Here is a 13159-nt window from a genome sequence, read left to right as displayed (position 1 = left end):
TTTTCATCAGCACGGTCATCGCAGCGAGCACCTGGGCGCCAGCGATGGCGCAGGCAGAGCCCCGCCGCCCGGAGTGCATTGCCCCGGCCCAGCCTGGCGGCGGGTTTGACCTGACCTGCCGCCTGGCCCAGACGGGCATGCGCGAGTCCAAGGCGCTCCAGAAACCCATGCGCATCGTCTACATGCCTGGCGGCATTGGTGCGGTGGCCTACAACAGCATCATCACCCAGCGCCCGGCAGATGGCAGCGCCATTGCTGCCTTCTCCAGTGGCTCGCTGCTCAATCTGGCCCAGGGTAAGTTTGGCAAGTACAGCGCCGATGATGTGCGCTGGCTGGCCACTGTGGGTGCGGATTACGGTGTGGCCGTGGTGCGGGCGGATTCGCCCCACCAGGATCTCAAGGGCCTGATGGCGGCTTTCAAGGAAGATCCGAGCCAGGTGGTGCTGGGCGCGGGCGGCTCCATTGGCAGCCAGGACTGGATGAAGGCAGCGCTGACCGCGCGCGCCGCCGGCGTGGACTACAAGAAAATGCGCTTCGTTGCCTTTGAGGGCGGTGGCGAGGCCGTCACGGCGCTGCGCGGCGGCCATGTCCAGGCCTTCATGGGGGATGCGGCCGAGGCGGTCACCATGCTCGAAGGCGGTGCCCCCATCCGCGTGCTGGCGGTCTTCCACTCCGAACGCTTGCCGGGCAAGCTGGCCGACGTGCCGACCGCGGCCGAGCAGGGCTTCAACATCGAATGGCCGATCATCCGGGGTTTCTACGTGGGGCCCAAGGTATCGGATGCCGACTACCGCTGGTGGCAGCAGGCGTTTGACAAAGCCATGGCCACGCCCGAGTTCCGCAAGGCCCAGGCGCAACTGGGTCTCATGCCCTTGAACAAGACGGGGGCCGAGCTCGACCACTACATCAAGGCCCGTACCCGGCACTACACCGAGCTGGCCACGTCCTTTGACCTGGTCAAGTAAGACCTGGTCAAGTAGGAGCTGGTCAAGTAAGGCCTGCCTGGGCCTGGCACCTGCCAGCCATGGCCCATGGGGCTTGAACAAGGCGGCCAGATGTCCTGGTCCGCCGCACTCGCACATCTTGCGGAAAGATATCTATGGTTCTCAATGATCGCACCCTGGGCGTGGCGGCGCTGCTGCTATCGGCCTTTCTGGCGTGGTTTGGACACGGGCTGGAGGCAGCATTTGCCTACGAGCCCGTGGGTCCGCGCGCCTTTCCTATGTTGCTGGCCGCGGTGATTGGCTTGTGTGGCCTGCGCCTTGTTGTGAAAGGCGGCAACCCGGCAGCGCCCAACCCGCCCGGGGCCAACAGCCGCATTGCGCTGATGGTGGCGCTGGTGCTGGTGTATGCCGGGCTGTTCCAGTGGGCCGGCTTTGTGCTGGCCACGGCCGTGGTTGCCGCTTGCGTGGGCCGGCTCTTTGGTGGCAGCTGGCTGCAGTGCGGGATCGGTGGCACCAGCCTGAGCGTGCTGTTTTATGTTCTTTTTGACCGCTTGCTGGACGTGGTGCTGCCACTGGGCTGGCTGGAGGGGCTGCTATGAGCGCGATGCTGGATAACCTCTCCCTGGGTTTTGGTGTTGCCTTCTCGGGCACCAACTTGCTCGTGGCACTGATTGGCTCGTTCTTTGGCACCATCGTCGGTGTGCTGCCGGGCCTGGGCCCGACGAACGGGGTCGCCATGCTGGTGCCGATCGCCTTTGCGATGGGCTTGCCGCCCGATACCGCCTTGATCTTGCTGGCCGCTGTCTATGTGGGTGCCGAATACGGAGGCCGGATCACCTCGATCCTGATCAATGTGCCCGGCGAGGCGGCTGCGGTTATGACCACGCTGGATGGCTACCCGCTGGCGCGCCAGGGGCTGGGGAGCGTGGCGCTGTCCCTGTCGGCCTGGTCCTCCTTTGTCGGCTCCCTCATCGCCATTGTCGGTATCGCCGCGTTTGCGCCTTTTCTGGCGCAGTGGGCCTTGGCATTTGGCCCGGCGGAGTACTTTGTGCTGATGGTGTTTGCCTTCTGTGCGCTCACCAGCTTGCTGGGGGAGCAACCCATCAAAGGGGTTCTGGCGGCCGCCATCGGGCTGTCGATTGCGACCATCGGCGTGGATGCGAACTCCGGCGTTTACCGCTATACCTTCGACATCCCGCACCTGGCCGATGGCCTGGATTTTGTCGTCGTTGTCATTGGCTTGTTTGCCGTCGCGGAAATGCTGCAAATGCTGGAGAACAAGCTCTCGGGCCAAAGCGTCGAAGTGCCGCCCAGCCAACGCAAGCTCTTCAATCTGCGCGAGCTGCGCTTTACCTCCGGCAGCACCATCCGTGGCAGCCTGCTCGGGTTTGTGATGGGCGTGTTGCCAGGGGCGGGCGCCAGCGTGGCGTCGGCCGTGGCCTATGCCACCGAGAAGCGCTATATAGAAGACAAAGACCCGGATGCCAAATTTGGCCAGGGAGACATGCGTGGCCTGGCCGCGCCTGAGGCGGCGAACAACAGCGCCGCTACCGGCTCGTTCATCCCCATGCTCACCTTGGGCATCCCTGGCTCGGGGACGACGGCCGTGATGATGGGCGCGCTCACGCTCTACAACATCACCCCCGGCCCGGTGCTGTTTGAGCAGCAGCCCGCGCTGGTCTGGGGCTTGATCGCCTCGCTGCTGATTGCCAATGTGATGCTGCTGGTCATGAACATCCCGATGGTGCGGGTGTTTGCCTCGATGCTGTCCATCCCGGGCTGGCTGCTGGTGCCGGGCATCCTGGCCATCAGCTTTATCGGTGTCTATGCCATCAGTGCCACGACCTTTGACCTGATGGCGGTCGTCGCCATCGGCGTGATCGGCTACCTGCTGCGCAAGCTCCAGGTGCCCATGGCGCCGATGGTGCTGGGCGTTGTGCTGGGCACGATGATGGAGCAAAACCTGCGGCGTGCGCTGTCCATCACCAATGGCGATGTGTCCATCCTCTGGGCCAGCACGGTCTGCACCATCCTCTGGGTGCTGGCAGCTGCGGTGGTGCTGGGGCCCATGGGCTACCGTTGGTGGGTCAAGCGCAAGCGGGCAGAGCCATCTGCCGCTTGATGGCTGCGCAGTGCGCTATTAATAGAAAGGCGAGCACCTGGGGGGCGCCTTTTTCTTGGGGAGGGCCGTCGCGCAGACCGCTCAGTTGCGGGCGGCGAGCGCCTTGAGCAATTTGTCGTGGATACCACCAAAGCCGCCATTGCTCATGCAGACGATCACGTCTCCGGCCTTGGCTGCCTGCAGCACCTGGGCGATCAGGCTGTCGATATTGCTGGCGGTCTGGGCGCGCGCGCCCATGGGGGCCAGGGCCTGGGCAGCGTCCCAGTCCAGGCCGGCAGTGTGGCAAAAGGCCAGGTCGGCCGATTCCAGCGACCAGGGCAGTTGCGACTTCATCGTGCCCAGCTTCATCGTGTTGCTGCGCGGCTCGAACACCGCAAGAATGCGGGTTTGCGCGCCCACCTGCTGGCGCAGGCCATCCAAGGTGGTGCGGATGGCCGTGGGGTGGTGGGCAAAATCGTCGTAGACCTGGATGCCGGCAGCGGTGCCACGCAATTCCATGCGGCGCTTGACGTTCTGAAAGCGCGACAAGGCTTGGGCCGCTTCTGCGGGTGCCACGCCCACATGCTGGGCCGCAGCGATGGCAGCGAGCGCATTCATCTGGTTGTGCACGCCGCTCAGGCCCCACTGCACCCTGCCAGCGGGCGCATCTTTGTAGAGCACCTCAAAGTTGGACGGGTCGCCCTCGGCGCGCATATCGTCAATGGCAGCGCCAAAGCGCACCACTTCGCTCCAGCATCCTTGGTGCAGCACGCGGGTCAGGCTTTCTTCAACACCATTGGCCACCACGCGGCCGCTGGCGGGCACGGTGCGCACCAGGTGGTGGAACTGGCGCTCAATCGCTGCCAGGTCATCAAAGATGTCGGCATGGTCGAACTCCAGGTTGTTCAGCACGGCAGTGCGGGGGCGGTAGTGCACAAACTTGCTGCGCTTGTCGAAAAAGGCGGTGTCGTATTCGTCGGCCTCAATCACAAACACGGGGCGTGGGTCGCCACCGCCGGGCCGGGTGGGCGCACCCAGGCGGGCGGAGACGCCAAAATCCAGCGGCACGCCGCCGACCAGAAAGCCCGGCTGCAGGCCGGCGGCCTCCAGAATCCAGGTGAGCATCGAGGTCGTCGTGGTTTTGCCATGGGTGCCGGCCACGGCCAGCACATGGCGGCCCTGCAGTACATGCTCGGCCAGCCATTGGGGGCCGCTGGTGTAGGGGGCGCCGGTGTCGAGGATGGCCTCCATCAGCGGAAACTTGGGTGAGCCATCGTCCAGGCGCGCACGGCTGACGACGTTGCCGACCACGTACATATCGGGTTGCAGCGCGAGCTGGTCGGCGCCAAAGCCTTCGATCAGCTCGATGCCCAGCGCGCGCAGTTGGTCGCTCATCGGCGGGTAGACGCCGCTGTCGCAGCCCGTCACCTTGTGCCCAGCCTCGCGTGCCAGTGCGGCCACGCCACCCATAAAGGTGCCACAGATACCCAGAATATGAATGTGCATGGACGTCGATTCTACGGCGCGTCCGGATATAAGCCGCGCTCTGGGCGGCTGTAATTGCAAGCAAGTGCCGCAGGGGCCATGCAAATCCGACACAATGGAATGCATGAAGACTGATGCAAGCTGGGAAATCGCCTATACCGCCGCACGCATGGTGGTGGAGGAAGGCCTGGAGTGGGGGCCGGCCAAGAAGCGCGCCGTCAAGCAGCTGGGGCTGCCAGGCCGCACGGCGCTGCCCGACAACGAGGTGCTGGAAGCGGCGGTGCGCGAGTACCTTGAGCTGTTCTGCGCCGACACCCAGCCCGCTGAGTTGCGCGCCTTGCGCGAGATGGCCGTAGTGTGGATGGAGCGCATGGAGGCTTTCCGGCCTTATCTGGCAGGCGCCGTCTGGAATGGCACGGCCACGCGCCTGTCTGATATATACATTCAGTTGTTCTGCGATGACTCCAAATCAGCTGAGATTGCGCTGATTGACCATGGCGTGCGCTATGAGGTATCGTCGATCAACGGTTTCCACGGTGAGACGGTGGATGCCTTGTCGATCAGCAGCCTTTGCAAACCGCTCCATGAAAACATTGGTGTGCACTACCTGGTCTATGACCTGGATGACCTGCGCGGCGCCTTGAAGCCCGATGCCCAGGGCCGCACACCGCGCGGCTCGCTGGAGGCGGTGCGCCGCCTGCTGACCCCACCCACGGAGTGATGCCCCATGCCGACACCTGAACGCGCGCCTGTTGATGCAGCGCAAACCTTGCCAGCGCAGGCCGCCGCCAGCCGCCGGCGCCTGCTGACCGGTGGCGTGGCGGCGGCAGCTTTGGCCGCCGGTGCAGGCTGGGCCTGGTGGCGCCACCGCTTGGCCGAGCCCAGTGGCCCGGCGATGGACGGGCTGTGGGGCCAGGCCTTTGCGGCGCCCGGTGGGCAGACCGAAGTGCGCATGCAGGCCTTCCAGGGCAAGCCTTTGCTGCTGAACTTTTGGGCCACCTGGTGCCCGCCTTGTGTTGAAGAGCTGCCGATGCTCAACCAGTTCTACGAAGCGCAGCGCGCCAAAGGCTGGCAGGTGGTGGGTTTGGCGGTGGACCAGGATGCGGCAGTACAGCGTTTTTTGCAGCGCACGCCGCTGGCCTTCCCCGTGGGGATTGCCGGCATGGGCGGCACGCAGCTGACGCGTGACCTGGGCAATTCCGCAGGCGGCCTACCGTTCACAGTGGTATTTGGTAGGCAAGGTGACGTTCAACATCGTAAAATGGGGCAACTTCTTGCATCTGACTTGCAAAATTGGGCAAGTCTATAAGGTGTGCAAGCCGGGACGGCAGTAGTGCCGTTGATCAAAAATCAAAGATATTGAGTCAAATAGGGCGAAATTGGAGTAAATTTGCGCCCTGTTTGATTTTCTAGCCGTTGGAGCTCCCATGGATTTACGCAAGCTGAAAACCCTGATCGATCTCGTGTCCGAATCGAATGTCTCGGAGTTGGAAATCACCGAAGCAGAAGGCAAGGTTCGCATTGTGAAGGGCGGCGGCGCTGTGGTGCAGCAAGTGATGGCGGCGCCCGTGTTGCCCGCTGCGGCCCCTGCAGCGGCCCCCGCTGCTGCCGCTGCGCCGGCAGAAGCTGCTCCCGCTGCGGCGCAAGGCCATACGGTCAAGTCGCCGATGGTAGGCACGTTCTACCGCTCGTCCGCGCCCGGCGCCAAGGCCTTTGTCGAGGTCGGCAGCCAGGTCAAGGAAGGCGACACCGTGTGCATCATTGAAGCGATGAAGATCCTCAATGAGATCGAAGCCGACAAGTCCGGCACGATCAAGCAGATCCTGGGCGAAAACGGCCAGGCCGTGGAATTTGGTCAGCCTTTGTTCATCATTGAATAAGGCCTCGCCCATGTTCAAGAAAATTCTGGTTGCCAATCGCGGAGAGATCGCACTGCGTGTGCAGCGCGCTTGCCGCGAGCTGGGCATCAAGGCCGTGATGGTCTATTCCGAGGCCGACCGCGACGCCAAGTATGTGAAGCTGGCCGATGAGGCCGTCTGCATTGGCCCGGCTCCGTCGGCCCAAAGCTACCTGAACATGCCGGCCATCATCTCGGCGGCCGAAGTGACCGACGCCGAGGCGATCCACCCTGGCTACGGCTTTCTGTCCGAGAACGCCGACTTTGCCGAGCGCGTGGAAAAGAGCGGCTTCCAGTTCATTGGCCCGACGCCCGAGTCCATCCGCATCATGGGTGACAAGGTCTCGGCCAAGCAGGCGATGATCAAGGCCGGTGTGCCTTGCGTGCCTGGCTCCGATGGCGAATTGCCCGATGACCCCGCGCTGATCCGCCGCATTGCCAAGGCCATCGGCTACCCGGTGATCATCAAGGCCGCAGGCGGCGGTGGTGGCCGTGGCATGCGCGTGGTGCATACCGAGGCTGCGCTGGTCAATGCCGTGCAGATGACCAAGGCCGAAGCTGGTGCTGCGTTCGGCAATCCTGCGGTGTACATGGAAAAGTACCTGCAAAACCCGCGCCACATCGAAATCCAGGTGATGGCCGACAAGTTCAAGAACGCCGTCTACCTGGGCGAGCGCGACTGCTCCATGCAGCGCCGCCACCAGAAGGTGATTGAAGAGGCGCCGGCCCCTGGCATTCCACGCCGCCTGATCGAGAAGATCGGTGACCGCTGCGTGGCCGCCTGCAAGAAGATCGGCTACCGCGGCGCGGGCACGTTCGAGTTTCTGTACGAAAACGGCGAGTTCTACTTTATCGAGATGAACACCCGCGTGCAGGTCGAGCACCCGGTGACCGAATGGATCACCGGCGTGGATATCGTCGGCACCCAGATCATGGTGGCCGCTGGCGAGAAACTGCCGTTCACGCAGCGCCAGATCAACGCGCAGATGCGCGGTCATGCGATCGAATGCCGGATCAACGCCGAAGATGCCTACAAGTTCACGCCATCGCCTGGCCGGGTCACCACCTGGCACATGCCTGGCGGCCCGGGTGTGCGCGTCGATTCGCATGTGTACGCCAACTACTTTGTGCCACCGAACTACGACTCGATGATCGGCAAGCTGATCGTCTATGGCGACACCCGCGAACAGGCCATTGCCCGCATGCGCACCGCGCTGCTGGAGACGGCGGTCGAAGGGATTTCGACCAATATCCCGCTGCATTCGGAGCTGATGGTGGATGCCAAGTTCAATGCCGGCGGCACCAATATCCACTATCTGGAAGAGTGGCTGGCTGCGCGCAAGCGCTGATGCGCCCCCTTTCATCGTGATAGATGCTGGCATTTCCAAAGGAATGCCAGCTTTTTGCATTAAGGAAACCCTGTCATGTACGAACTGTGCCTGATGTGCCCGGAAGACCGGGTCGAGAGCGTGAGCGAAGCGCTGGATGCGCTCGATGCGCTCAGCGTCTCGGTCGAAGATGCCGATGCCCAGACCGATGCCGAGCAGGCGCTGTTTGGCGAGCCCGGCATGCCGCCGCCCAAGGATGGCTGGCAGCGCAGCCGCATCGTGGCGCTGTTCCCGCAGCGCGCTGCGGCCGAGGAGGCGCAGAGCCTGCTGCAGCTGCAGGATTTCTTTGCAGGTTGCAGCCTGCTGGGCATCCGTGAAGTGACCGAGCAAGACTGGGTGCGCCTGACCCAATCGCAGTTCGCTCCGGTGGACATCACGCCGGAATTCTGGATTGTGCCCACCTGGCATGAGCTACCAGCGGCCGCGACCCGCAGCATCCGGTTGGACCCGGGCCTGGCCTTTGGCACCGGCACCCACCCCACTACCCGCATGTGCCTGCGCTGGATTGCCCAGCGCGGCGCGCAAGGCCAGGACCTGGGCCGTGTGCTCGACTACGGCTGCGGCTCCGGCATTTTGGCCATTGGTGCCGCCAAGTTTGGTGCGGTGGATATTGATGCGGTGGACATTGACACCGCTGCCGTGGAATCGACCGAATACAACGCCCAGGCCAACCATGTGCAGCTGCGCGCCGGCTTGCCTGATGCCGCCCAGGGCGAGTACCAGACGGTGCTGGCCAATATCCTGGCTACGCCGCTGAAGGTGCTGGCCCCCTTGCTCTGCGCCCATGTGGCCCAGGGTGGCCACCTGGTGCTGGCCGGCATCCTGGAGCGCCAGACCGATGAGCTGAAAGCCGCCTACGCCCCTTATCTGCAGCTGGACGTGGCCGATACCGAAGACGGCTGGGTGCTGATGACAGCACGGCGCGCAGCAGATTCCGCCACCGGGACAGGCCGCTGAACTTCTGACCCTACAATCCACTGCGATGAGCCAGATAACGCGTTGCCCCCAGTGCCAGACCCGCTTCAAGGTGGTGGATGACCAATTGCGCATCTCCGATGGCTGGGTGCGCTGTGGCAAGTGCAAGGCGGTATTTGATGCGCTGACGCACCTGGTGGCCGGCGCGCCGGCGGCAGTGCCCGCAGGGCCGCAGGTGCCGGCTGTGGACCATGCCGCTGTCGCCGCGCAGGCCCCGGCGGTCGCGCCATCGCAGATGGTGTCGCCTGCCGCTCCTGCACGCAGTGCCGAGCCCGTGCAGGAGGGGGCTGCAGTGCTGCGGACGGAGAACTCGCTGCAGGTGGACCCCAACGCCCAGGTGCCCGAGCTGTCGGTGCTGGTGTTTCCGCGCCGCGCCAATGCAAGCGGGGATTCGGGCTATGTGGATTCGTCCTGGATGCAGGCCTATGAGGAAGAGGCCCAGGCGCAGACCCCCGTCGCGCCACCCGCAGGCCAGGACCGCAGCGGTCTGGAGAGCGAATGGCAGCCGATGGCGGACCAGCGCCCGGAATCGCTGCGCAGCAGCCGGGTGGACTTTTCGGCGACGGACGACCTGGCGGAGCTGCAAGCCCGCGAGGGCCGCTTGCTGGAGGCCATAGCCGAGCGCCAAAAGCCCGCGCAGGCACCTGTGCCGCCCGTGCCCCCTGTACCGCCAGTTCCAGCGCAGCCCGCTGAGGTGCCTGAGGCACCGGCGCTGTTTGTCGATGAGGTGGTGGCACCCGCTGCCCCGGCCGCAAAAGACCTGCAGCTGCAGGCGCCTGCTTCACCTCCGCCGTATTTGAGGCGGAGCAGCGCCCATGATCTGTCCGACCCCGCCCCGGCGGCGCGGCAAGAGGATGCGCTGCTGCTGGCGCCCGAGATGGCGGGCAGAACCCTGGATGCGGGCAAGCTGGAGCCCTCGCTGGCTGCAGCCACCAACTATGTGGCGCAGATGGACGAGGCCGTTGCAGCTGCTGATGCAGCGGCTGCCGATGCTGCGGCCGCCGATGCAGCCGCTGCCGACACCGCTGCTGCTGCCGGCATGGGTGCGGCAGCCGAGCCCGGTTTTGTGCGCGCCGCCAAGCGCAAGGCCTTCTGGCGCAAGCCCTGGGTGGTCGTGCTGTCGCTGTTGCTCAGCCTGCTGCTGTTGGCGGCCTTGCTGCTGCAGATCGCGCTGACCCAGCGTGACCGCCTGGTCCTGGCCCAACCCCAATGGCGCCCGGCGTTGCAAGCCGCTTGCCGCCTGGCGGGTTGCGAGATTGCGCCGCCCCGGCAACTGCAGGCCGTCTCCATCGACAGCACCAGCTTCAATGCCGTGGGGCCGCGCCAGTTCCGGCTGCGCGTGGTCTTGCGCAATGGTGTTGACTACCCGGTCGCAGTGCCGTCGCTGGAGCTGAGCCTCAATGACGCGGCAGAAAAGCTGGTGCTGCGCCGCGTGCTGAGCCCGCAGGAGCTGCAGGCACCTGCCGCGCTGGACGCGCATGGCGAGTGGACGGCGGAGATGGTCATCCAGGTGGCAGAGGCGGCAGGTGATGTCGTGGGCTACCGCGTGCTGGCGTTTTACCCTTGAATTTTTGATAACAGAAAGAATAGCTTCATGGCTTCGCTGATCTGCGGCTCGCTCGCATTTGACAACATCATGACCTTTTCGGGCCGCTTTGCCGACCAGATCATGCCCGATCAGATCCATATCCTGAACGTGTCCTTTCTGGTGCCGACCTTGCGCCGCGATTTTGGCGGCTGCGCCGGCAATATTGCCTATGCGCTGCACCTGCTGGGCGGCCAGGCGCTGCCAATGGCGGTGGTGGGCCATGATGGTGACGGCTATGTCGCGCATTTCAAGCAGCTGGGTATCGATACGCGCTTTATCAAAAAGCTCGACGACCACTACACCGCCCAGTGCATGATCACCACCGACATGGACAACAACCAGATCACCGCCTTCCACCCTGGCGCGATGATGCAGGCCCATGAAAACACCATCACCAAGGACTGTGGCGCAGCCATTGGCATCGTGGCGCCCGATGGGCGTGACGCCATGCTGCAGCACGCCGAGCAGCTGCATGCCGCCGGTATTCCCTTTGTGTTTGACCCGGGCCAGGGCCTGCCGATGTTCGATGGCAATGACCTGCGCCACTTCATCAGCCTGGCCACCTGGGTGACCGTGAACGACTACGAAGGCAAGATGCTGAGCGAGCGCACCGGTCTGTCGTTTACCGAGATCTCCACCCAGGTGCAAGGCCTGATGGTGACCCTGGGCGCCGAGGGCTGCGAGCTCTGGGAAAACGGTGTGCGCACCCATGTGCCTGGCATCCAGGCCACGGCCGTCGTCGATCCGACCGGCTGTGGCGATGCCTGGCGCGGCGGTCTGCTCTGGGGCCTGGAGCAAGGCCGTCCGCTGCGTACCTGCGTGGAACTGGGCAACCGCATGGGCGCCTTGAAGATCGCAGCACGCGGCCCGCAGAACTACCAGCTGGATTTTGACCCCGCAGCGGTCTGAGGCGGTGGCTTGGCCCCCCCGGGCTGAGCCTTGTCCTCAACCCTTGGCAAAGGCCTCCAGCGCCTCGCCGGTCATCCGGTAGCGAATCCATTCGCTCTGCGGCTTGGCGCCCAGGCTGTCATAGAACTCGATCGATGGCGTGTTCCAGTCCAGCACGCTCCACTCGAAGCGCCCGCAGTCCTTGTCCACGGCAATACGCGCCAGATGGCGCAGCAGGGCCTTGCCGGCGCCGCTGCCGCGGTGGCGGGGGTCCACGTACAAGTCTTCCAGGTAGAGGCCATTGCGCCCCTGCCAGGTCGAGTAGTTGAAGAAATACACCGCAAAGCCAATGGCCTGGCCATCTTGCTCGCAGATGAGGCCATGCGCCGTGGCGCCCGCGCTGAACATGGTCTTGTGCACATGGGCGGCTGTGGAGAGCACCTCGTGCTCGGCATTTTCATAGACGGCCAGATCACGCACAAAGCGCAGGATGGTGTCGGTGTCGTCGATGGTGGCGGGGCGGATGGTCAATGGCATACGAAAAAGCCGCTGGGGCGCTGGCAAGCAAAGGCTCAATCGTACAACGGCAACCAGGCCTGCACTGCCCAGGCCAGCAGGATGCCGCAGACCACACCGCCCACAATCTCGGCAAGGCTGTGGCCCATGCGTTCGCGCAGCGGCGGGGCTGTGGGTGCCGCATCGGGAGCTTGCGCCTGGAGGTGGTTGATGGCCTGCGCATGTTTGCCCACCTGCCGGCGCAGGCTGCTGGCATCGAGCACCACGATAAATGCCAGGGTCAGCGCGACGCCAAACGCCGGGTGACCAATGCCCTGTTTGAACGCGACCAGTGCCGCCATGCTGCTGACAATGGCGCTGTGGTTGCTGGGCATGCCGCCATAACCGATCAAGCCAAAGGCGGGCTTGCCAGCGCGCAAGCTGTTGATCAGAAACTTGAGCGAGCCAGCCACCAGCCAGGCCAGCAACGGGGTCAGCAGATACGACAGGTCCATGCTTATCCTTTCAGCCCTGCCAGCGCCCAGAGGCAGACCAGCACCCAGGCCAGCACCGTCAGCAGCAGCGGCAGATCGCTGAGCAAGGCATCGGTGGGCGACTCACCGCCATCGAGCTTTTCCACCACATACCAGTAGCGAAACAGGCCAAACAGGACCAGCGGTATGGACACCACCAGCTGCGGACGGACCGACATCACAAACATGCTGTAGAACAGCAGCGCACCGGTGGCGGCGATTTCTGCGTAGCGTTCCACCAGTGACACCGAATACTTCTGCAATACTGCCCGGGCTTCGGTGCCCGTTTGCAGCAGCTCCTGGCGCCGCTTGAGCGCCGCCAGATACAGCGCCAGGCACAAGGTGGTGACAAACATCCAGGCGCTGATTGGCACCTGCAACGCCTGCGCACCACCCCATACGCGCAGCACAAAGCCGATGGCGATCGTGAAAATATCGAGCACGGGCTGGTGCTTGAGGTAGTAGCTGTAAGCCAGGTTCAGCGCCAGGTAGGCAGCAATCACCGGCAGCACCTGCGGTGCCAGCGGCCATGCGGCCAGCAGTAGCACATACAGCACCAGCAGCAGCAGCAGTGCCTGGCGCACTGTCACCAGGCCTGCGGCGAGGGGGCGGCTTTTGGATTTGCGGGGGTGCTTGCGGTCCTGCTCGATGTCGCGCAGGTCGTTGACGATATAGGTGGCCGAGGAGGCGACACAAAACAGCAGCATGGCCAGCAAGGCCTGCAGCACGGCATGCTGGTCGGTGAACGACCCCGTGAACACCAGCGGCGCCAGCACAAAGCCGTTCTTGATCCACTGGCGCGGCCGCATCAGGCGCACAAGACCTTGCAGACGGTGGTAGGGCGAGGGGGGGGTCACGGCCATGG

At 64.3% G+C, this 13159-nt stretch carries 14 protein-coding genes; 10 read left to right on the top strand and 4 right to left on the bottom strand.

Features of this window, described 5'->3' with window-relative positions; all coding sequences use genetic code 11:
* The first annotated feature begins 44 nt into the window (after positions 1 to 44).
* From WH265_RS22655 to WH265_RS22645, 3 genes are all read left to right on the top strand, one after another.
* The gene (locus tag WH265_RS22655; RefSeq protein WP_339559787.1) at positions 45 to 965 is read left to right on the top strand and encodes a tripartite tricarboxylate transporter substrate binding protein; all 921 of its coding nucleotides are present in this window, start codon (positions 45 to 47) and stop codon (positions 963 to 965) included.
* Positions 966 to 1099: 134 nt separating this feature from the next.
* Positions 1100 to 1543 (top strand): tripartite tricarboxylate transporter TctB family protein, encoded by a 444-nt coding sequence (locus WH265_RS22650; RefSeq protein WP_339559741.1) that lies wholly within the window; start codon positions 1100 to 1102, stop codon positions 1541 to 1543.
* Positions 1540 to 3066, top strand: coding sequence for a tripartite tricarboxylate transporter permease (locus tag WH265_RS22645; protein WP_339559740.1), 1527 nt, complete (start codon positions 1540 to 1542; stop codon positions 3064 to 3066). The genes WH265_RS22650 and WH265_RS22645 overlap by 4 nt, the downstream gene beginning before the upstream one ends.
* A gap of 81 nt (positions 3067 to 3147) precedes the next feature.
* Here the strand turns inward: WH265_RS22645 and mpl are convergent, their stop codons facing one another.
* Positions 3148 to 4551 carry a UDP-N-acetylmuramate:L-alanyl-gamma-D-glutamyl-meso-diaminopimelate ligase gene (gene mpl / locus WH265_RS22640; protein WP_339559739.1) on the bottom strand — a complete coding sequence of 468 codons (1404 nt, stop codon included), beginning with the start codon at positions 4549 to 4551 and terminating at the stop codon, positions 3148 to 3150.
* Positions 4552 to 4654: 103 nt separating this feature from the next.
* Between mpl and WH265_RS22635 the strand changes: the two genes are divergently transcribed.
* The 7 genes from WH265_RS22635 to WH265_RS22605 all read left to right on the top strand — a co-directional run bounded on the left by WH265_RS22635 (position 4655) and on the right by WH265_RS22605 (position 11287).
* Positions 4655 to 5251 (top strand): hypothetical protein, encoded by a 597-nt coding sequence (locus WH265_RS22635; RefSeq protein ID WP_339559738.1) that lies wholly within the window; start codon positions 4655 to 4657, stop codon positions 5249 to 5251.
* Between the two features lie 6 nt (positions 5252 to 5257).
* The gene (locus WH265_RS22630) at positions 5258 to 5839 is read left to right on the top strand and encodes a TlpA disulfide reductase family protein (protein WP_339519735.1); all 582 of its coding nucleotides are present in this window, start codon (positions 5258 to 5260) and stop codon (positions 5837 to 5839) included.
* A 118-nt stretch (positions 5840 to 5957) separates the two neighbouring features.
* Positions 5958 to 6410, top strand: a complete 453-nt coding sequence (gene accB / locus WH265_RS22625) for an acetyl-CoA carboxylase biotin carboxyl carrier protein (protein ID WP_021026146.1) — start codon at positions 5958 to 5960, stop codon at positions 6408 to 6410.
* A 10-nt stretch (positions 6411 to 6420) separates the two neighbouring features.
* A complete protein-coding gene (gene accC / locus WH265_RS22620; RefSeq protein ID WP_021026145.1) occupies positions 6421 to 7776 on the top strand; it encodes an acetyl-CoA carboxylase biotin carboxylase subunit in 1356 nt (451 codons plus the stop codon).
* Between the two features lie 75 nt (positions 7777 to 7851).
* Entirely contained in the window at positions 7852 to 8772 is a 921-nt protein-coding gene (gene prmA / locus WH265_RS22615; protein ID WP_339559737.1) for a 50S ribosomal protein L11 methyltransferase, read from the top strand.
* 25 nt (positions 8773 to 8797) lie between these two features.
* Entirely contained in the window at positions 8798 to 10357 is a 1560-nt protein-coding gene (locus WH265_RS22610) for a zinc-ribbon and DUF3426 domain-containing protein (RefSeq protein WP_339559736.1), read from the top strand.
* Positions 10358 to 10384: 27 nt separating this feature from the next.
* Positions 10385 to 11287, top strand: a complete 903-nt coding sequence (locus WH265_RS22605) for a carbohydrate kinase family protein (RefSeq protein WP_339559735.1) — start codon at positions 10385 to 10387, stop codon at positions 11285 to 11287.
* 36 nt (positions 11288 to 11323) lie between these two features.
* Here the strand turns inward: WH265_RS22605 and WH265_RS22600 are convergent, their stop codons facing one another.
* From WH265_RS22600 to WH265_RS22590, 3 genes are read right to left on the bottom strand one after another with little or no spacing between them, the layout of a single operon-like run.
* Entirely contained in the window at positions 11324 to 11803 is a 480-nt protein-coding gene (locus WH265_RS22600; RefSeq protein ID WP_339559734.1) for a GNAT family N-acetyltransferase, read from the bottom strand.
* 35 nt (positions 11804 to 11838) lie between these two features.
* Entirely contained in the window at positions 11839 to 12276 is a 438-nt protein-coding gene (locus WH265_RS22595) for a divergent PAP2 family protein (RefSeq protein ID WP_339559733.1), read from the bottom strand.
* A 2-nt stretch (positions 12277 to 12278) separates the two neighbouring features.
* Positions 12279 to 13157: a decaprenyl-phosphate phosphoribosyltransferase gene (locus tag WH265_RS22590; RefSeq protein WP_339559732.1), complete on the bottom strand. Its 879-nt coding sequence runs from the start codon at positions 13155 to 13157 to the stop codon at positions 12279 to 12281.
* Between the last annotated feature and the right edge of the window lie 2 nt (positions 13158 to 13159).

Source organism: Comamonas sp. MYb396, from assembly GCF_037479555.1.
Taxonomy (GTDB): Bacteria; Pseudomonadota; Gammaproteobacteria; order Burkholderiales; family Burkholderiaceae_C; genus Comamonas.
This window is presented reverse-complemented; position numbering and strand designations above follow the sequence as displayed.

What these genes read in the sequence shown, in the direction of transcription:
- WH265_RS22650 (WP_339559741.1), top strand. Translation starts at nt 1,100, where the DNA reads ATGGTTCTCAATGATCGCACCCTGGGCGTGGCGGCGCTGCTGCTATCG.
- WH265_RS22595 (WP_339559733.1), bottom strand. Translation starts at nt 12,276, where the DNA reads ATGGACCTGTCGTATCTGCTGACCCCGTTGCTGGCCTGGCTGGTGGCT.
- WH265_RS22630 (WP_339519735.1), top strand. Translation starts at nt 5,258, where the DNA reads ATGCCGACACCTGAACGCGCGCCTGTTGATGCAGCGCAAACCTTGCCA.
- accC (WP_021026145.1), top strand. Translation starts at nt 6,421, where the DNA reads ATGTTCAAGAAAATTCTGGTTGCCAATCGCGGAGAGATCGCACTGCGT.
- WH265_RS22605 (WP_339559735.1), top strand. Translation starts at nt 10,385, where the DNA reads ATGGCTTCGCTGATCTGCGGCTCGCTCGCATTTGACAACATCATGACC.
- prmA (WP_339559737.1), top strand. Translation starts at nt 7,852, where the DNA reads ATGTACGAACTGTGCCTGATGTGCCCGGAAGACCGGGTCGAGAGCGTG.
- WH265_RS22610 (WP_339559736.1), top strand. Translation starts at nt 8,798, where the DNA reads ATGAGCCAGATAACGCGTTGCCCCCAGTGCCAGACCCGCTTCAAGGTG.
- WH265_RS22635 (WP_339559738.1), top strand. Translation starts at nt 4,655, where the DNA reads ATGAAGACTGATGCAAGCTGGGAAATCGCCTATACCGCCGCACGCATG.
- mpl (WP_339559739.1), bottom strand. Translation starts at nt 4,551, where the DNA reads ATGCACATTCATATTCTGGGTATCTGTGGCACCTTTATGGGTGGCGTG.
- WH265_RS22645 (WP_339559740.1), top strand. Translation starts at nt 1,540, where the DNA reads ATGAGCGCGATGCTGGATAACCTCTCCCTGGGTTTTGGTGTTGCCTTC.
- WH265_RS22600 (WP_339559734.1), bottom strand. Translation starts at nt 11,803, where the DNA reads ATGCCATTGACCATCCGCCCCGCCACCATCGACGACACCGACACCATC.
- WH265_RS22655 (WP_339559787.1), top strand. Translation starts at nt 45, where the DNA reads ATGGCGCAGGCAGAGCCCCGCCGCCCGGAGTGCATTGCCCCGGCCCAG.
- WH265_RS22590 (WP_339559732.1), bottom strand. Translation starts at nt 13,157, where the DNA reads ATGGCCGTGACCCCCCCCTCGCCCTACCACCGTCTGCAAGGTCTTGTG.
- accB (WP_021026146.1), top strand. Translation starts at nt 5,958, where the DNA reads ATGGATTTACGCAAGCTGAAAACCCTGATCGATCTCGTGTCCGAATCG.